Here is an 18,380-nt window from a genome sequence, read left to right as displayed (position 1 = left end):
CCTGACCCGGCAGCTGACTTATGTCAATCCGCAGCAGGGCGAGTGCTATTCCGGATAAGTAGTTCGTGTTCGACATACTTAAAATTGTCTATGCCGGCTCCTGGTCCATTTTTGATCACATTTAATAAAAGATTAATAGAGTCCCTGCCGATGGTTGAAGATGGCTGTTTGACTGTGCTGAGACGGGGATTTACAAATCGGGAAAGATCAATATCATCAAACCCCACCACCGATATATCCTCAGGAACTTTCTGGCCCAGTGCTTCAGCTCCTCTCATAGCTCCAATGGCCATTCTATCGTCGAAGGCAAAAAGTGCTGTCATATCACTGTTCTTTTTGAGCAGCTCTAGAGCTCCTGAATAACCCGAATCAAAGGTGTAATCGCCTATGAAAATAAGATCGCTGTCAAAATTTAATCCCAGATCCTGAAAAGCAGCTCTAACCCCTGCCATCCTCCGGCTGCTGGATATCCTATCTTTTAAAGGACCTCTTATTATACCGATTTTTTTATGGCCCAGTTCCTGAAGATATTCTATAACCTCCCGGGAAGCAAGACTGTTTTTTATTCCTACTCCGGGAAAACTAAATTTTTCTACATGCCCTGAAGCAACGACGGTAGGTATGCCGCTTTTTTCCAGCTCCAAAAAAAAATTATTATGCCACTCCGAGCTTATAACCACTATGCCGTCGATATCTTTTTGTTTCATTATCTGCAGATAATCGAGTTTTTTCTGCTGACTCTGTCCTGAGTCACCCAGCAGAAGACTGAAATTCAGCTCTCTGGCTCTTTTTTCCGCCCCTTCCAGAACCTTCATGAGAAAAGGATTGGTTATGCTGGCTCCGATGACTCCAATAAGCTTACTGGTCTTGGTTCTAAGAGTTCTCGCCGAAACGTTGACCTCATAATCAAGCTTATCTATTGTTTTCTTTACCCTGGCGGCTGTTTTTTCGCTGACCCGAGAACTCTCATTTAAAACCCGGGAAACCGTGGCCGGTGATACCCCGGCTTCCCGGGCTACATCTTTGATGGTGACATTCATAGAATTAGCACCATTATTAACCCTTGACTGCTCCAGCGGTGAGTCCGGCAACAATCCTTTTCTGGAATATCAATACAAGCAGCACCACAGGTATGGTTACCACTACCGCAGCCGCCAGAATCTCACCCATCGGTTCCTGCATGGCAGCTTCTCCGGTAAATAAGGCTATAGCCACCGGTACGGTTCTCGAACCCGGGTCGATCGAGGTGAAGGTCAGCGCAAATACATATTCGTTCCAGGCCTGAATAAAGGCCAGCAGACCGCAGGTTACCAGAGCAGGAGCTGTCAGGGGCAGGAGAATGTGGTAAAAAGTCTGCATGGGAGTAGCTCCATCTACCTGGGCGGACTGCATTATCTCTATGGGCAAATCCTTAAAAAACGAAGTCAGCACCCAGGTTGTAAAGGGCAGGGTGAAAATTAGATACGAGAATACCATCCCCGGTATAGTCCCCAGCGGCAGTCTGGTTATTATCGCGTATAAGCCTGCCAGTATTGTCACCTGCGGGAACATCGTCATAGCCAGAATTATATACAGAGAGGGTTTTTTCCCTCTGAATCTCAGCTTACCCAGGGCAAAAGCAGCAAATGAGCCGATCGATAAAGCCAGAAATGTAGCAGAAGTGCCCACTATTACGCTGTTGCGCAGCCCCCTGATAAACTCGCCGGATTGAAAAATATGAATGTAATTTTCCAGCGTGGGAGCAAATTCTAAGGTCACCGGATCGCGTGGAATCATGGTGGCCGGAGTCATAAAAAGCTGAGATTCAGTTTTTAGCGATGAATTGATGGCCCAGTAAAAGGGAAAGAGGAGATATATCATTATCAGAGCCAGCATCAGCAAAAACAGCGCGGATTTTACCGGTTTTTCGCTGAAATCTACCATTTATTCATCCACCCCCAGCATTTTCATATAGGCGATAGCGAAGGCAAAAATTATGAAAAAGATAATAACTCCAATGGCTGAAGAAAGCCCCATATTTCTGTTGCCGACAAGCTCATAATAATTCATGGTAGCCATGGAATATCTGGATCTGGCCAGCATCACATGGAAAACATCGAATACTCTGAGGGCATCCAGCGTTCTAAAGACCAGAGCAACAGCCAGCGATGGTTTGATCAAGGGAAGAGTTATCGTAAAAAATTGCTTGATTTTGCCTGCACCATCTACATGGGCTGCTTCGTACAATTCGCGCGGTATCATCTGTAGACCGGCCAAAATCAGCAGTGCCATAAAAGGTGTCGTTTTCCAGACGTCCACAGCAATCAGGGAAGGTATCTGTAGCTGAGGTATCGTCAAAAATGAAATCGGCTCATCCACCAGATTAAGATAATCAAGCAGGGTATTGAAAAAGCCCATGCGGCTTGAATGAAACATCCACTCCCACATTCGGGCTGACACTACCGTGATAACAGCCCAGGGGACCAGCATGGTGGCTCTGATCACACCCCTTCCTTTGAAGTTGCTGTTAACTACCAGAGCTATTATCAGTCCCAGCACGGTTTCGAGAAACACCGATACCACGGTAAAATAAAGTGTGTTCCAGATAGCCTTTATAAAGTTTGGGCTTATGGCTCCGAGAACATATTTATTTCCAAATAAACTGAAAGTGGTGAGCTCCCGGTGGAGATCCGGTTCGCGCGGCAAAACTCTGATGGAGCGCTCATAAACCGGTTCCCCGGTTTCTTCGTCAATTTTCTGTTCTCCCGTCTCCTCATCGATAACAGGAGGTAATTCCTCTACGCTGACGCTGAGCAGCCTTCTATAATTTTCGAAACCGACGAATTCAGGATCATCCATCCCGGCAAAGACCCTATCGGTCATGCTGGTATAAAAAACATGTCCCAGTGGATATAAAGCGACTACCAGCAGAACGATAAAAGCCGGGGTCATCAATTTAAAAGCCAGCCGGCGTTCACGCTGCTGTAAGCTCACTCCTCGGCCTCCTTTCGGCGTATTGCTCTATTCCTGTAAATACTTAAAATTGCGGCAAAAATTTTATTAAAATTCCGGGAGGATTTCTCCTCCCGGAATAATGTGACAGTGTATTCTTATGGCAGAAAAGAAGTTATCCTCTTTTAGTTGGGATCACCGGGAGGAAATCCGGTTATATCCATGATTTCGATTTCCATGTATTCCAGAGCTGTCAGGGCATCCTGATCGCCGGTTAATACGCTATGAGCTTCAGAGTAAATTGCCTCGGAAACAGCATGATAATCGGGCGCGGTCACCGTCGAAGGTCGGGGTACAGCATTGACAAACACTTCATAGAAGTCTTCCCAGTAGGGATAGGCTTCTAATATTTCCTCGTCTTCATATAGCGATTTTACAGTCGGCGGATCGCCGGCTATTAAAGCTCTTTCCTTCTGAACTTCCTCGCTTGCCAAAAAGAGGGCAAGCTCGGCTGCGTATTCAGGATGATCGCTGTGTTCACTGGCTGCGATCTGCCAGCCTCCTAATGTTGCTGCGCTCTCTCCCTCGGGCCCGGCAGGAATTTCGGTTACGCCAAAATCTTCAGGACCGAAAGCTTCACTATCTTCGAGCATGGGATAGGCATAGGGCCAGTTTCTCATAAAAGCGGCATTGCCATTCTGGAAAGTAGCCCTGGCATCTTCTTCCATATAACCGGTTATGCCAGAAGGAGAGATATCTCCCACCCAGCCGGCAGCCTTATCGAGCATATATTCGTTATTTTCATTGAGCACCGTGACTTCTTCATCATGAGATACAAAAGTGCCGCCGTCGTTGGAGGCAAACCATTCCAGCACATTGCAGGTCAGGCCCTCATAAGCATCGCCCTGCCAGACATAACCGTGAAAGTCGGGGTTTTCTTCTCTTTCCCCTTCCTGAATTATTCTGGCTTTTTCTTCGAGTTCACCCCAGGTTTCCGGAACATCGAGATCATACTCTTCCAGCAGATCTTCGCGATAATACATTATGCCTGCATCTACAAACCAGGGCATGGCTACAAGTTCACCATCAGCAGTGGTGTTGTTATCAACTATACCCTGGATGTGTTCATCGACATAATCTTCTGCACCGTATTCATAAAGGTCTAAAAGATGGTCAGCCATATCTCCAGGCCACATAACATCGACCTGATAAACATCTACCTCTGGACTTTCGGCTTCAAAATACTGCAGATAAAGACTTCTTCTTTCATCGGTCGAATCCGGCGTATCATAGACAGTGACTTCAACTTCGGGATTTTCTTCCATAAACATTTCAGCAGCTCTTTCGGTGGCTTCCAGCTCTGCTCCCACCGCACCTCCGGCGACGGTCAGTTCAACCTCGGGTTCATCAGCCTCCACCACATCACCGGGAACTGCAAACATGACGGAAAAAATTAGCAGGCAGATAAGTAACTTACTCAACTTTTTTAGCCCCCTTATTTTGTGAATATTTTGGATGACTCCTCAGATGAAATCCATTTCATAAACTAATATTCTTCATTATTATCAAAATTCCTGCTAAAATATCTCCAATTTGAGTCATTTTTAAAAAAATAATCAGTGCTTATTATCTGGTTCTTCCTGTTATCATTTGATAGGTATCGTATAAGATCATTATTATAACTATATTTGATTCAATTCTGCTTTGCAGGCGAATCCTATCAAATCCCTACATCGGCCACCATGATCACCTTGAAAGTAATTATCGAGAGCGGGGCTAAAATAATGCCCTGAAAACCCATAAAGGTAAGGCCGACATAAAGTCCCAGCAGCAATATGAGCGGATGCACTCCGATGCTCTTAGCAAGCAGGTTCGATTCCAGAAAAGGTCGAAATCCGGAGATTATCATATAAACTATAATCAATATCAGCGAGTGGAGCGGTTCGAAGAATAAATTTAGCAAAAATAAGGGGATTAATATTCCTCCTGGTCCCACGACAGGAATGAGTTCGAGCACACCGACAGCAATGGCCAGCATAAATGCGTAGGGGAAATCCAGCAGGTTTAAAACTACAGCCACCCAGACAGTGGTATGAATAATGATGAAAAACTGGACCCTGACATAGGTGGAAAAATCGCTGATCATTTTCAGTTTGTTTTCATCCGATATATCCACCTTTCTCGATATGGAAGAAAAAATATATTCCTTGTCGCGGCTGATAAAGAAAGTGGAAAATATAGTGAAGATGATAAATATTATAATGCCGGGCAGATTGAATGTTATATTCAATATTCTGTTCATAGTTTGAGAGAGAATTCTTTCTCCGCGCTGATAAACCAGATAGAGATTCTGCTCGAGCAGCGAAGCCACCTCGTCCGGGATCACCTCAAAGAATTCTTCCTGCTGTTGAATCAGATTTTCCAGCTGCATCGAGATAGCATCCCTGTATTCCGGCAGCAGGCGGGCCAGCTCTATCAATTCCGAGATTATACTGGAAGCTAAAAGCATTATAATGCTTATTACTATAATTAAAAACAGCGAGAGACTTATCAACACAGCTACAATTCTGGGCATTTTCTTTGCAAGCAGAGAAACCGGTTTCTCCAGAATCAGAGCAGCCAGAAAAGCCAGAAAAAAGGGTGTTAAATGAAAAATAAATAATTTTAGGGCGGCTACTATGATCAGAAATGTAATGATCCTTATTATTAAGGTTTTGTAGGAGATATTTAATTTAAACATCTTTTATCATCTCTCAAATTATGTTTTACTTTTATATTCCTGCTCTTATTATCCCAGTTTTGTATCGGAGGCCAGCTCGGCGATGGCACAGGCATATATTGCCGCGTTCTTCAGCAGACTTTCGATTTTTATAAACTCGTCTTTTTGATGGGCGAGCTCGGATTCCCCCGGAAATAAAGGCCCGAAAGCCACAGCTTTGGGCATGGAACGGGCATAAGTACCGCCGCCGATAGCTATCGGTTCAGCCTCTTCTCCTGTTATGTTGTTATAAACTCTCATCAAAGTTTCCACCAGCGGATCATCTTTATCGACAAATAGCGGCTCTTTATGCTCTTTTTTAACCAGTTTTAAGCCGTGGTCGGCTATCTTATTTTCGATCCCCTCATAAACTTTTTCGGCAGTCTCCTTGACGGGGTATCTGATATTGACTGTCAGGCTAGATCGATTATCATCAGCCTTTATTTTACCCACATTGAACACCAGGTTTCCGGAGACATCATCTTTTAGAGCGCAGCCGATATTTTTCCCCAGATAATCGAGACCGATCAATTCATTATAAGAGCTGCAAAAACGGCTTAAATTGTCATTAACAAGGTTCAGAGCATCCAAAAACGCCATCAGGTATGAAACAGCATTTTTACCGTCCTGCGGTTTGCTGCCGTGAGCTGCCACGCCGTACTGAATAAGGTGAAAATATTCGTCTCCTCTGTTGAGCTCAAGTCGAATATCTTCAGGTCGGCATTCGTTGGCACTTTCGACCTCCTGAAGCAGATAATCAAAATCTCCTTTCAGACGGGCCCGGCAGCGATCCGGGACCATGTTTGGTGCCTCGCCGCCTTCGATATCGACCAGTTTAACTTCACCGCTTAAGTCAGCAGCTTTGCTGCTGTTATTGCCCCTGTTATCGTATTCAGAAACCAGATCGAAAATAAGTATTCCTTTTTCTGCGTGAATGGCGGGAAAAACAGCATCAGGACTAAAGGCCAGCTCCGGAATTTCTGCATTTTCCCGATAATATTTTATGCCAGCAAATCCGCTCTCCTCGTTGGTTCCCAGTATGACTCTGACTCTTTTATCCAGCTCAATATCCAGCTCTTTTAAAGCTTTGAGGGCAAAAATAGCTCCCACAGCCGGCCCTTTATTGTCCAGAGTGCCGCGACCGTAAATTCGATCATCAGCTTCGATCGCTTCAAAAGGTGGATAACTCCAGTCACTACCTGCAGGCACTACGTCAAGATGACAGAGTATTCCTAAAAGATCTTCCCCCTCTCCGATTTCAACAGCACCGGCATACCCTTCATAATTTTTTGTCTCCAATCCCAGATCTTCCGAGATGTTCAAAGCTTCCTCCAGACAGGCAGCAACCTCTTCTCCGAAAGGACTTCCCGGCTGGCTTTCTCCTTCCACGCTTTCATATGAGACCAGCTTTTTCAGCGCAGAGATCATATCCTCCCTGTATTTATGGATTATCTCTTCTAAATCTGCAAATTCCATATAATAATTACCTCCTATTCTTAAATCATTTTATCAAATTTTAGCATAAAAAGCTAACAAAAAAAGCCCCCCGGAGGGGAGGCTCAAAATTTCACCGCAATATTCACTTATTCAACAGACTTTTTCGCGATTTCTTTTTCTTTTGTCAGTTTTATTTTCTGGGGTTGAAGAACCATCTTTTTTGACTGTGCGGGTGGCCACCATGTCGACATCTGTACCAGCAACGTTCGATTTTACAGTCTGTCCCAGCTGGACAGGCGCCGGAACTTCGACCTCAGCCAGTTCTCTCATTGCCCTGCCGATCTTGTTTTTGGGCAGCGGATCTTCGGATTTAACCGGAACCAGCGGCAGCACTCCTCCCTTAACTCTCACAGTAGTGGGCAGAATTCGGGTGGGGTTTTTAAACTCTTCGATGGCGTAATCGCGTCCCAGTGCACACTCATAGCCATCCATATTTATTATTTCATCACCTTCAGCTTCCACTTCTATGCGGCAGCCTTTGGGGCAATTGACGCAGATTAAGGTTTCTTCGATCTCATTTTCACTCATCAGTCCTCCTCCTTTCTGGTCAGAGAAATTTTCAGTTCTTTAAGGTTTTCAGCTCTATCGAAAAGCTGATAGGGAACAGTGACAGATTCCATCTCACCGGGGGTTACGATATCTCTTCCGTAAGATGCTATCTTTCCACCCCGGGGAGTGGCAACTTCGATATTTACGTCTTCTTGAGGAGAATCAACTCTCATAAAGAACTTCAGCCGGTTCTCACCCCGGGAGAGATATTCCAGCTCGTGAGGAATCACATAATTTATACCCAGACCGGCAGAGACAGGTACTTTTTCATCCCGGCCGGCAAGATCTCCCAGAATGTAATCCGCTGCTGCCTGCCCGGCTATCTCTGCTTCTTCACTTACATAATCGACCAGATCGTGAACCTGAAGCACATTGCCGCAGGCAAAAACACCCGGAATCTCTGTCTCTCTTTTTTCGTTTACTTTAACCCCGCCGCTGTCGGGCAGCACGTCAAGCCCCATCTCTTTACTCAGCTCATTTTCCGGTATCAATCCTACCGAGAGCAGTAATGTGTCACAGCTTATCCTTTCCTCGGTGCCCGGGATTTCATTAAAATCATCATCGACCTGCACGATGTCGACAGCTTCGAGCCTCTCCTGGCCGTGTATTCTTTTAACCGTATGCTGATATTTGAGAGGGATGCCAAAATCATCCAGACACTGCACTTTGTTTCTTATAAGCCCCGAGGAATAGGGCATTATCTCCAGCACGGCTTTGACATCGGCTCCTTCCAGCGTCAATCTGCGGGCCATTATTAGACCTACATCGCCAGAACCGAGAATTACCGCCTCTTTTCCCGGAAGATAGCCCTCGATATTAATATAACGCTGAGCGGTTCCCGCTGTCAGCACTCCGGCCGGTCTGTGTCCGGGAATCTTTATCGATTCTCTGGTTCGTTCCCGGCAGCCCATGGCAAGCACCACCGACTCGGCTTTGAGATTGATCACCCCTTCCTCTTCATTGAGCGCGCTTATCAGTTTATCTTCGTTTATATCCAAAACCATAGTGTTCATTTTAACATCGATATCTCTGTTTCTGACTTCCCTTATGAATCTTTCGGCGTACTCAGGTCCGGTAAGTTCTTCATCGAAATAATCTATGCCGAAACCGTTGTGTATGCACTGCTGAAGAATACCACCCAGATATTTATCTCTTTCCAGCAGAACAACGTCCTCTACACCGGCATCATAGGCGGAAATGGCCGCTGCCAGACCGGCTGGACCGGCACCTATGATGGCCAGTTCGCATTTTTTAATCATGGCTTTCACCTACCCCGTAAGTTAAGTCGGAATCCGGTTTCAAATCTTTGACCCTCTCGGCTAAAATTTCCGATCCGGGACCGCTTTTGGTCACTTCCAGAGGAGAAATTCCCAGCTCTTCAGCAATTATTTCGGCCACGCGCGGTCCGCAAAAACCGCCCTGACATCTGCCACCGCCAGCTCTGGTTCTTCTTTTTATCCCGTCAAGAGTCGGCGATACCAGAGGTCTATCGAGAGCATCGATGATCTCTCCTCTGGTCACATGTTCACACCTGCAGACGACCTGTCCGTAATCGCGGTTTTTTTCGAACTGAGGCTGCCAGTTCTGCCGGCAGTCGGAAAAATCTCGAAGATGAGGATGATGGGGCAAAGTCGGATCAAAATCTTTTTTAAGCTGGAGATCCAGATTCTCTTCCAGATCCGGGCTGATTTCTTCGATCAAATCCCTTACCATCCAGGCTATGGCGGGAGCACAGGTCAGTCCGGGCGATTGTATTCCCGCCGCCTCGATAAATCCCAGCGGCTCTTCCAGCGGTTCTATCTTGAAATCCTCATGCGGCAGGGTCGCTCTCAGGCCGGCAAAGGAAGCTATTACTCCATCGTCCGGCAGATCGGGGAAGAGTTTTTTGCTCCCCTCTTTAACCTCCTGCAGACCGGCTGCGCTTACGGTAACATCTTCTTTATCATCTATCTCGACCGAGTTAGGTCCTAAAAGCAGATTGCCGGCCACGGTGGGAGTGACTAAAATTCCCTTGGATTTTTCATCGGGCATCGGAAAAATGACGTGATTTACGCTGTCTCCGTATTCCTTATCCAGGAGGTGATACTCACCCTTGCGGGGTGTTATGCTGTAATCCTCACCGACCATGGCTGCGATTTTATCGGCGTAAACTCCGGCGGCATTCACCACCACAGAACATTTTAGGCTGCCTCTATCGGTAATCACCTTTTTAATCCGGCCTTTTTCCGTATCGATCTCCAAAACTTCAGTATTCAATCTGACGTCGGCGCCATTTTTCACTGCATTTTCCGCCAGACGGATAGTCAGCTTGTAGGGTGAGGCAATACCGGCCGTTTCAGCATAAAGTGCCAGTTCTGCTTCAGGATGGATGTCGGGTTCTTTTTCCCGCAGTTCCTCCCTGTTTAAAATTTTCAGGCCGGGAATACCTCTTTTTTCTCCTGCTTTCTTTTCCCGCTTCAGATAATCAATATCGTCTTTATCAAATCCCACTACCAGCGAACCAATTCTGGCGAAAGGCACATTCAGATCAGCACAGAGTTCATCAAAGACGGGATTTGCCTCAACATTCAGCCTGCCTTTGAGCGTATCTTCAGCAGCATTGTAACCGGCGTGTATGATTCCTGAATTAGCCTTGGAGGTTCCAGAAGCCACATCAGATTCTTTTTCAACCAGGCACAGAGAAATATTATACCTGCTCAGCTCCCGGGCGATGGCTGACCCCACAACTCCCCCGCCCACAATGACCACATCGTACTCATCTCTGGTATTTTTACTCATAAAAACCCTCCTTCAAATATCTTTGGCAAACAAAAAAAGAGAACCATCACCTCCACAGGACATAGAAATGCCCCGGCAGGTAATGGTTCTCTCTTATTCTCAACCATAACCTATAAATGTTTAACTATATATAATTTGTGAATTTGATCTTCTGTTCTCTATTATAAGCCATTCAGAGCTGATTTGCAAATTAAATTTTAGCAGGCTTCTTTTACCGCTCGATCTCAGCCCAGTCCAGGGTCGATTTCATAGCTCTTTTCCAGCCAGAAATAAGCTCCTCCCTGCGGGCTTGATCGATCTCCGGTGTGAACTTCCTTATCCACTCTCCTCATTCCTCTAATCTCCTCTTTATCCGACCAGAGGTTTACAGCAAGTCCGGCCAGATAGGCGGCTCCAGCCGCGGTCGTCTCGGTATTTACAGGCCGCTGCACGGTTGTATCGGCTATATCTGCCAGAAACTGAAGCAAAAACCCGTTGCTGGCTGCGCCGCCGTCAACCCTTATCTCCCGGCATTCTATACCGGTATCATCGTACATAGCCTCGAGCAGATCCTGGCTTTGATATCCCACCGCTTCCAGTGTGGCCCGAATCAGGTGATTGCGGGTTGTGCCTCTGCTCACTCCCACAACAGTACCGCGGGCTCGGGGCTCCCACTGAGGAGCACCCAGGCCGGTAAAGGCGGGAACTATATAGACGCCGTCGGTATCATCGACCTTTTGAGCAAAGTATTCAGAATCAGCCGGATCGCTCAAAAGCTCCAGTTCATCGCTCAGCCACTGCACTGCCGAACCGGCATTGAAGATGCTGCCTTCCAGGCAGTAATTGATTTCCCCTTCTAGACCCCAGCCTATGGTGGTAAGCAGGCCGTTTTCGGAGATGTAAGAATCCGCGCCGGTATTCATCAGCATAAAAGCGCCGGTTCCGTAAGTGGATTTTATCATGCCTTTTTTATAGCAGGCCTGAGCGAAGGTAGCGGAATGCTGATCACCTGCTATCCCGGCTATGGGCTTTTCATAGCCAAAAAAGTTCTGCGGCGAGGTACGGGCAAATATGCTGCTGCTCTCCTGTACCTCCGGCAGCAGAGAGGCGGGAATGTCTAGAATTTCCAAAAGGTCTTCATCCCATTCTAGCTCGTGAATGTTGTACATCAAAGTCCTGGAAGCGTTGGTGTAATCCGTAACGTGTTCTTTCCCTCCGCTGAGCCGCCAGATCAGCCAGCTGTCGACCGTACCGAAAACGAGCTCTCCATTCTCAGCTCTTTCTCTTACCCCTTCGATATTATCGAGAATCCATTTGACTTTTGTGCCGGAAAAGTAAGGGTCGAGAAGAAGGCCTGTTTTCTGCTGGAAGATGTCCTCAAGCCCCCTGTCCTTCAATTCAGCACATATATCGGTGGTTCTTCGGCACTGCCAGACGATAGCGTTGTATACGGGTTCACCGGTTTCTCTATCCCAGATCATTGTGGTTTCCCGCTGATTGGTGATTCCAATTCCTGCGATATTTTCAGCCTTCAGGGAAGACTGCTGCAGAGCCGCCGACATAACCGACTTGGTCGATTCCCAGATATCAGCAGGATCATGCTCCACCCAGCCTGATTTCGGATAAATCTGCTGAAACTCCTGCTGAGATTTTTCCACGATCTTGCCCTTTTGGTCGAATATCATCGCCCGGGTGCTGGTGGTTCCCTGATCGATAGCCAGAATATAGCTGGCAGACATTGGTATCCCCCCGCAGTCTGTTTATAATCTTCTGAGCGCTACAATAACCTCTATTTCATCGCCAGCATCCTCAATTATATCGGAAAGATCGGTGATCATGATAAGAATGTCCCTGTAAAGAGCTTTTTCCCCGGGTTTTAGGTTTTCCCTGTTGGAAAATCGGGCAATCAATTTTTTCTCCAGGGTATCGATATCCGATTCCATCTTTTCGATTTCGGCCACTCTTTCCAGGGCGAGTTCATAATCGCGGAATACCAGATCGACCGCTTCCTGAAGATATTCGAACATATCCGCGGTGATTTTCATTATATTGATCAAATCTTTTCTGTCTTCGCCCGAAATTGCAACTGATTCGAGCATAAGGTAATCGAGAGTGCTTTCAGAATAGTCAGCTACTTTATCCGTGTACTCAAGCAGTGTTAAGAAATCCCTGCGGGTGTTGGAGAGCAGAAATCTTTTTTCGATCAAAAGTTTGATTATATCTCTTCTGACTCTATCAGCTTCCGATTCGCTCTCATTGACATCTTCAATCAGGTCTCTGGTATCGGCTGTCATACCCTCTTCCAGAAAAGATTCAAAAGCTTCACAGAATGATTCCAGGCAGTCTCTGACCAGCTGAGTGTGTTCCCGGTAAAGATCGATTAATTCTCTTTCCTCTCCCATCAAATCTTCCATTGTTCTCCCCCTTTTTAACTCCCAAAATAATTCAAATTTATTCCCCTAACTGATTTGCCCTCAAAACTTTTTGCCACAAAAATGCTCTGCTGATCGAAAAATCAATCTCCGTTCAGCAGAGCAGGATTTAAATCTTCTAAATTTACCCTTCATAGCTGGAAACAGCATTCATGGGCTGTCCACAGCAGACCAGCTCTCCTCCTCCGACTTCCAGAACTTTTACAACATTGCCGCACACATCACAACGGTAAACCTGACCTTCTTTGCTGACAGACATATTTATCCTCCTTTAAGATGGCTCTTTATTTAAGATAGTCCTTTGCTTAAATGGCCTCTAATCGACTTATTAACTTAATCGTCTTTAATCTCGTCAAGTCCCGATTTAAATGGTGGACTTATTATGCCGTGTTCGGTGATGATGCCCGTGATATTTTCGGCCGGAGTTATATCGAAAGCAGGGTTATCGACCGTTATATCCTCGGGAGCAATCCGGCTGCCACCAATGTTCACGACCTCTTCCCGCGATCTGCGCTCTATCTCTATCTCCTGACCGCTGTTCAGAGAATAATCAACCGTTGAGCGCGGAGCGGCAACATAAAAGGGCACGCTGTGGAGTTGAGCCAGTTCGGAGATCATATAGGTTCCGATCTTGTTGGCGGTATCTCCGTTGGCGGCAATTCTATCGGCCCCGACTATAACCACATCTATTTCGCCGGCTCTCAATTTGGGAGCGACGGCGCTTTCAACTATCAGAGTGGCGGGAATATTTTCTTCAACCAGTTCGAAAGCGGTCAATCTTGCTCCCTGCAGCCTGGGACGGGTTTCGGTGGCATAAACATGAATATTTTTGTTGCGCCTGAAGGACTCTCTGATAACCCCCAGAGCTGTGCCAAAATCGACCGTGGCCAGAGCCCCGGTATTGCAGTGGGTCAAAACACTGCTGTTATCGGAAATTACTGTGTGGCCATAGAGTCCGATCTGGCGATTGGTCTCGACATCTTCCTGAGCTATATTGCGCGCTTCATTTTCCAGCACCCGCAGAAGAGCCTCTCTATTTTTGTTTTTGTTTTTCTGCAAAACTCTCATCATTCTATCGACTGCCCAGCTCAAATTTACAGCCGTCGGTCGGGCTTCTTTCAATATTTCGGCTGCTTTATTTACCTGCTGAAAAGCCTCTTGAGCGCTCATTTTTCTGTATTCCAGAGCGGCCAGATAGATACCAGCAGCTCCGACAGCTCCAATAGCCGGCGCTCCCCTCACCACCATCTTGCTTATGGCCTCAGCGACCTCGCGAAAATCTTCCGCAGTGTAATATTCAACCTTCCCTGGCAATTTCCGCTGGTCCAGCAGGACCAGTTCATCTTTTTTTAGCTCCATGGTTTGATGTTTCATCGTATTACCTCCCCTGTCCTGTGATTAATTTTTGCCTGTATGACCGAATCCACCCTCTCCTCTTTCAGATCTGGAAAGCTTCTCAACTTCCTTCCATTCGACCTCTTCCACTTTTTGAACTATTAACTGGGCAATCCTATCGCCTTTTTTAATTTCGAACTCGCTCTGACCGTGATTGATGAGCAAAACGCCCACCTCACCCCGGTAACCTGGATCGATGACTCCATCAGCATTCAAAACTGTAACGCCTTCATCCAGAGCCAGGCCGCTGCGCGGATAAACAAAGCCTGCATGATATTCCGGCACGGCCACCTTGAGTCCGGTCATTACGAGTCCTCTCTCGCCCGGTGCCAGGGTTTTCGATTCGGCCGAGTATATATCCATCCCTGCATCGCCAGCGTGCTGGTAATCGGGCAGAGGAATCTCATCATCAAGTCTTTTAATCTCTATTTTCAAAACAGTTCACTCCCGATCCTGATCAATTTTTGCATCCTGTGACCAAATTATTTCATGAATACATGATTGCCGATAGTAACTACCTTCTCTCGCCGCTGAGTCCATTCTCTATCCGTTGCTTTGTCAGGATTGTAAAAGAAAAGAGCACCTCCGGTTGGATCTTTGCCGTTGATCGCTTCTCTGGCTGCCTGACGAGAATCGGCCGATGGCTGCTGCTGATAGGAACCGTCCTGCACCGGAGAAAACTGTCCCTGATCATATATGACCTCGCTGATGCTGTTGGGAAAGCGGTGACTTAAGACCCTGTTTAAAACCACAGCCCCAACAGCCACGCGCCCCAGATGAGGTTCTCCCTGCGCTTCGCCGTGAATGATCCTGCTCAGAAGTTCGAATTCCTGATCAGAAATAGAGCGGGCCAGGGCCTCTCTTTCGCTCAATTCAGTGATGGGGACGACTATTTCCTCTCCGCTGCGGAGAGTGTTATCTTCCATATCGTTTAGTTCGCGTAAGACGCTCATCGATGTGTTAAAACTTCTGGCCACATCATACAGTGTATCGCCAGCATTCACATGGTAGGTGATGAGATCGCTCTGGTCAATGTGATCAAGTTTTGGTCTCTCGCTGCCTTGATTTACTGTCACTGCCATTTCTCTGTCCGAAGCTAGCGAAAAGCTGTTTTCTCTTTCGGTCAATGATTTATCAAAATTTCTTTCTGTCTTTTCACCTCTGACGGGAATTTCCAGCTCACTGCCGATCCGAACCGCCGAATTGTTGTTGATGCCATTCCATTCCGCCAGCTCAGATGTCGATACGCCAAATTCGCCGGCGATCTGGCTGAGAGTATCACCCTCTCCCACAACATAAATCAGTCGGTATCTTGCTGTTTCTGCAGTTTCGGCCAGCAAAGCACATGAAATCACTAGAAAGATCAGACTGATCGTCAAAATAAGCTTTCCTCTGTCAAACCTGCTTTTACAGCCAGAATGGGTGGCAGATAATATTCGCAGCATTAACTATCACATTCCTCTGCTTTAGTTGTTCTGGTTAAATTATATTCTAATTTAAATATTCTTCGATAATAGAAAATTTCCTGCTTCTGAGCTGCAGATGAAAAATAAGATCAGGGTAATCCGTCATTGACCTCGCACCCGTCCGGCAGCGAATCAAGAAAGTGCTGACCGTAGCGGCGGGCAAGGATGCGCCGGTCCATGATCAAAATATTACCTGTGTCGTCTCTCGATCTTATAAGTCTGCCAAAACCCTGCTTAAACCTAATTATCGCCCGGGGCAGAGCTACTTCCATAAAGGGACTGCCCCCGCGCTCCTCGACTCGTTCCTGTCGAGCAGCGAAAAGCGGGTCGGTCGGCACAGAAAAAGGCAGACGCATGATCACCAGGTTGCTGAGAGAGTCCCCCGGCACATCTATACCTTCCCAAAAACTGGCAGTTCCCAGCAAAATCGACCTGTCCTTTCTTTTCATCCGTTCCAGTATTTTTCGACGGGATGACTCCCCCTGAACCAGAAGTTCAGGACCTTTGTCTTTGATTTTTGTTTTTAGCTCATACCGGGTTTCATTGAGCATCTTATAGGAAGTAAATAAAAGCAGTGAGCCTCCCTGGCTTTCCCGCAGAAAATCTGCCAGATAGGGACTTATTTTGGCCACAAAATCGCTGTCGTTCACAGGCGGCAGATCCCGTGAGGCATAGACTTTTACCTGGTTTTTATAATCGAAAGGAGATGAAAGCTGCAGTTCAGATGCATTTTCCAGCCCCAGTTTGGATTTAAAATAGGAAAAATCTCCGCTGGTGGCCAGGGTTGCCGATGTCAAAACCAGGGTGGTAAGACGCGAGTAAAGCACTTCATTCAGAAATTCATCCACCTCGATGCGGGAGTTTTTCTGTCTTATCTGATATATACTGCGGTGATTTTCTCGCTGCAGCCAGAAGACAAAATCATCGCTGTGGCTTTTAAAATCAAGATTTATCTCCAGAGAATTAAAAAAGTTTTTAATACGATCGGCATAACCGACAATTTCTCCCATTATTCCTTTCTGTCCGGGTCTTTCCTCATCTTCTGCAGCCTGCAGAAGATCAATAGCTCTGCTCAAATAATTATGCAGCTCATCAAGCTTTTCGAGCAGCCCAAAGCCGGCCTCCTGCCAGGAATTTTTATCCTCCTCATTCAAAACTCCTGCCTCCAGCCTCAGCCTGTGCTCATCTTCGGAAAGCAGCTTGAGCAGCTCTCTTCCATACTGGTTAAGAGATTCCTCGATTCGGCGGCATAGGGGCCAGATTTTATTGTCGATCAGGGGATATATCTCCCCTTTTAAATTTGCGGAAATTTCGACCTCCATATTTCTCAGGCGGACAAGCGGAGATCCGCGCGAGTTTCTAAGCCTTTTCAGGGTGCGCAAAAGCTCCGGCGGATAAAATTCCTGACCGCTTATATTGTGAGCGGCCTCAGAAAGGTTGTGGGCTTCGTCGACCACCAGCTTATCAAAGCGCGGCATAATTCCGGCCTGAACTCCCTTCAGAACAACATCGGAGAGCAAAAGATGATGATTGACCACCAGAATATCGCTGCGGTGTAACTGCTCACGGGCTTTATGAAAATAACAGTTTTCGAAATAATGACAGCTGGAACCGAGGCACAGATCGCTTTCAGATTTCAGCTGAGATCTGATTTCCCGGGATAAAGAAAGATCAAGATCGCTGAAGCTGCCCCCAAAATCCTCGCTTTCCTTGGCCAAGCTGTCGATGTATTCCGCCACTTTTTCCGCTCTGCTCTCTTTTTCTTCCTCCTTTTCTCCCTCTTCCTCCTCGCTGCCGCTGGAGATCATCTGTTTAACCCTTCTCAGACAGACGTAATTGCTCCTCCCCTTGACAAGGACCGCCTGGAAATCGAAAGGAAGAATTTTTTTAAGCTGGATAATATCCTTCTCGATCAGCTGCTGCTGCAGATTTATTGTATTGGTGGAAACGACCACGGTATCTCCATTCAGCTGACTCCAGTATATGGCCGGCAGCAGATAGGCAAAGGATTTCCCGACTCCTGTGCCCGCTTCTATCAGCACCTTTTCCCGCTCGTTAAAAGCGGAGATTGCCCTGCTCAAAACTTTCAGCTGTTCTTTTCTCTCCTGAAAACCGGGGAGTATTTTTTCCAGACTGCTGCCCTTCTGCAGATGACTGCAGAGTTTATCTTCGGAAAGCTCTTCGCGTGTGGCCACAGCGGCCGGTTCCACCACCACATAGGCTTCCGAAACTTCATTGTCGATTATAATAAAGCCTATTCCTCTATCACCCATTCTGGAGGCAATTTTAATATCGGCAGCTGAGGGCCGTAGATCTCCGGAAGGATGATTATGTATTACGCACTCCCCCGGTTCGAGCTGTGAGGTTACAGCCGGGGCCATCTTTTCGTTACCCCGACCTATTACCCTGACGGATTCTACAGCATTTTTTTCCTCATTGAAGCTGCCGGCAAAAAAGACCTCATTGCTGTCAGCTTTTACAATTTTTTCCTGCATAAATTCGACTGTGCTGGGGGAAAGCATCTTTTTGCTGTCCATTCGCTCATTCTCCTGTTCCGGTATTTTTAATTGATCTGCTCGGAATTTGTTTTCTGGT

Annotated in this window: 15 protein-coding genes and 1 pseudogene; all 16 read right to left on the bottom strand. The window is 46.7% G+C overall.

Annotated elements, in window-relative coordinates; all coding sequences use genetic code 11:
• Positions 1 to 23: 23 nt before the first annotated feature.
• The 16 genes and pseudogenes from BLT15_RS04715 to BLT15_RS04640 all read right to left on the bottom strand — a co-directional run bounded on the left by BLT15_RS04715 (position 24) and on the right by BLT15_RS04640 (position 18,322).
• A complete protein-coding gene (locus tag BLT15_RS04715; RefSeq protein ID WP_234985513.1) occupies positions 24 to 1,094 on the bottom strand; it encodes a LacI family DNA-binding transcriptional regulator in 1,071 nt (356 codons plus the stop codon).
• Positions 1,057 to 1,923, bottom strand: coding sequence for a carbohydrate ABC transporter permease (locus tag BLT15_RS04710; protein ID WP_089759174.1), 867 nt, complete (start codon positions 1,921 to 1,923; stop codon positions 1,057 to 1,059). Before BLT15_RS04710 ends, BLT15_RS04715 begins: the two co-directional genes overlap by 38 nt.
• Complete coding sequence (locus BLT15_RS04705) at positions 1,924 to 2,931, bottom strand: ABC transporter permease subunit (RefSeq protein ID WP_089759251.1); 1,008 nt, start codon at positions 2,929 to 2,931, stop codon at positions 1,924 to 1,926. It abuts the gene before it with no gap.
• A 185-nt stretch (positions 2,932 to 3,116) separates the two neighbouring features.
• Entirely contained in the window at positions 3,117 to 4,412 is a 1,296-nt protein-coding gene (locus BLT15_RS04700) for an ABC transporter substrate-binding protein (protein WP_089759171.1), read from the bottom strand.
• Positions 4,413 to 4,651: 239 nt separating this feature from the next.
• Entirely contained in the window at positions 4,652 to 5,671 is a 1,020-nt protein-coding gene (locus BLT15_RS04695) for an AI-2E family transporter (protein WP_089759169.1), read from the bottom strand.
• Between the two features lie 48 nt (positions 5,672 to 5,719).
• A complete protein-coding gene (gene pepV, locus BLT15_RS04690) occupies positions 5,720 to 7,165 on the bottom strand; it encodes a dipeptidase PepV (protein WP_089759167.1) in 1,446 nt (481 codons plus the stop codon).
• Between the two features lie 111 nt (positions 7,166 to 7,276).
• Entirely contained in the window at positions 7,277 to 7,714 is a 438-nt protein-coding gene (locus BLT15_RS04685) for a DUF1667 domain-containing protein (RefSeq protein ID WP_089759165.1), read from the bottom strand.
• On the bottom strand, positions 7,714 to 8,994 hold the full coding sequence (locus BLT15_RS04680; RefSeq protein WP_089759163.1) for an NAD(P)/FAD-dependent oxidoreductase: 1,281 nt from the start codon (positions 8,992 to 8,994) through the stop codon (positions 7,714 to 7,716). Before BLT15_RS04680 ends, BLT15_RS04685 begins: the two co-directional genes overlap by 1 nt.
• Positions 8,987 to 10,513: an NAD(P)/FAD-dependent oxidoreductase gene (locus tag BLT15_RS04675; protein ID WP_089759160.1), complete on the bottom strand. Its 1,527-nt coding sequence runs from the start codon at positions 10,511 to 10,513 to the stop codon at positions 8,987 to 8,989. Before BLT15_RS04675 ends, BLT15_RS04680 begins: the two co-directional genes overlap by 8 nt.
• 211 nt (positions 10,514 to 10,724) lie before the next feature.
• Positions 10,725 to 12,231, bottom strand: a pseudogene (gene glpK, locus BLT15_RS04670) (glycerol kinase GlpK).
• A gap of 21 nt (positions 12,232 to 12,252) precedes the next feature.
• Positions 12,253 to 12,906, bottom strand: a complete 654-nt coding sequence (locus BLT15_RS04665) for a TIGR00153 family protein (RefSeq protein WP_089759158.1) — start codon at positions 12,904 to 12,906, stop codon at positions 12,253 to 12,255.
• A 142-nt stretch (positions 12,907 to 13,048) separates the two neighbouring features.
• Positions 13,049 to 13,183, bottom strand: coding sequence for a desulfoferrodoxin FeS4 iron-binding domain-containing protein (locus BLT15_RS04660; RefSeq protein ID WP_089759156.1), 135 nt, complete (start codon positions 13,181 to 13,183; stop codon positions 13,049 to 13,051).
• A 74-nt stretch (positions 13,184 to 13,257) separates the two neighbouring features.
• A complete protein-coding gene (gene mtnA, locus BLT15_RS04655; RefSeq protein WP_089759155.1) occupies positions 13,258 to 14,298 on the bottom strand; it encodes an S-methyl-5-thioribose-1-phosphate isomerase in 1,041 nt (346 codons plus the stop codon).
• A 24-nt stretch (positions 14,299 to 14,322) separates the two neighbouring features.
• The gene (gene dut, locus BLT15_RS04650; protein ID WP_089759153.1) at positions 14,323 to 14,754 is read right to left on the bottom strand and encodes a dUTP diphosphatase; all 432 of its coding nucleotides are present in this window, start codon (positions 14,752 to 14,754) and stop codon (positions 14,323 to 14,325) included.
• A gap of 47 nt (positions 14,755 to 14,801) precedes the next feature.
• Positions 14,802 to 15,764: a cell wall hydrolase gene (locus BLT15_RS04645; RefSeq protein ID WP_089759151.1), complete on the bottom strand. Its 963-nt coding sequence runs from the start codon at positions 15,762 to 15,764 to the stop codon at positions 14,802 to 14,804.
• 110 nt (positions 15,765 to 15,874) lie between these two features.
• Positions 15,875 to 18,322 carry a helicase C-terminal domain-containing protein gene (locus tag BLT15_RS04640; RefSeq protein ID WP_089759149.1) on the bottom strand — a complete coding sequence of 816 codons (2,448 nt, stop codon included), beginning with the start codon at positions 18,320 to 18,322 and terminating at the stop codon, positions 15,875 to 15,877.
• Positions 18,323 to 18,380 lie beyond the last annotated feature (58 nt).

Origin of the sequence: Halarsenatibacter silvermanii, from assembly GCF_900103135.1 — a bacterium.
Taxonomy (GTDB): domain Bacteria; phylum Bacillota; class Halanaerobiia; order Halanaerobiales; family Halarsenatibacteraceae; genus Halarsenatibacter; species Halarsenatibacter silvermanii.
This window is presented reverse-complemented; position numbering and strand designations above follow the sequence as displayed.

What these genes read in the sequence shown, in the direction of transcription:
- BLT15_RS04695 (WP_089759169.1), bottom strand. Translation starts at nt 5,671, where the DNA reads ATGTTTAAATTAAATATCTCCTACAAAACCTTAATAATAAGGATCATT.
- BLT15_RS04645 (WP_089759151.1), bottom strand. Translation starts at nt 15,764, where the DNA reads ATGCTGCGAATATTATCTGCCACCCATTCTGGCTGTAAAAGCAGGTTT.
- BLT15_RS04710 (WP_089759174.1), bottom strand. Translation starts at nt 1,923, where the DNA reads ATGGTAGATTTCAGCGAAAAACCGGTAAAATCCGCGCTGTTTTTGCTG.
- pepV (WP_089759167.1), bottom strand. Translation starts at nt 7,165, where the DNA reads ATGGAATTTGCAGATTTAGAAGAGATAATCCATAAATACAGGGAGGAT.
- BLT15_RS04680 (WP_089759163.1), bottom strand. Translation starts at nt 8,994, where the DNA reads ATGATTAAAAAATGCGAACTGGCCATCATAGGTGCCGGTCCAGCCGGT.
- BLT15_RS04665 (WP_089759158.1), bottom strand. Translation starts at nt 12,906, where the DNA reads ATGGAAGATTTGATGGGAGAGGAAAGAGAATTAATCGATCTTTACCGG.
- BLT15_RS04705 (WP_089759251.1), bottom strand. Translation starts at nt 2,931, where the DNA reads ATGACCCCGGCTTTTATCGTTCTGCTGGTAGTCGCTTTATATCCACTG.
- BLT15_RS04675 (WP_089759160.1), bottom strand. Translation starts at nt 10,513, where the DNA reads ATGAGTAAAAATACCAGAGATGAGTACGATGTGGTCATTGTGGGCGGG.
- BLT15_RS04640 (WP_089759149.1), bottom strand. Translation starts at nt 18,322, where the DNA reads ATGGACAGCAAAAAGATGCTTTCCCCCAGCACAGTCGAATTTATGCAG.
- mtnA (WP_089759155.1), bottom strand. Translation starts at nt 14,298, where the DNA reads ATGAAACATCAAACCATGGAGCTAAAAAAAGATGAACTGGTCCTGCTG.
- BLT15_RS04660 (WP_089759156.1), bottom strand. Translation starts at nt 13,183, where the DNA reads ATGTCTGTCAGCAAAGAAGGTCAGGTTTACCGTTGTGATGTGTGCGGC.
- BLT15_RS04685 (WP_089759165.1), bottom strand. Translation starts at nt 7,714, where the DNA reads ATGAGTGAAAATGAGATCGAAGAAACCTTAATCTGCGTCAATTGCCCC.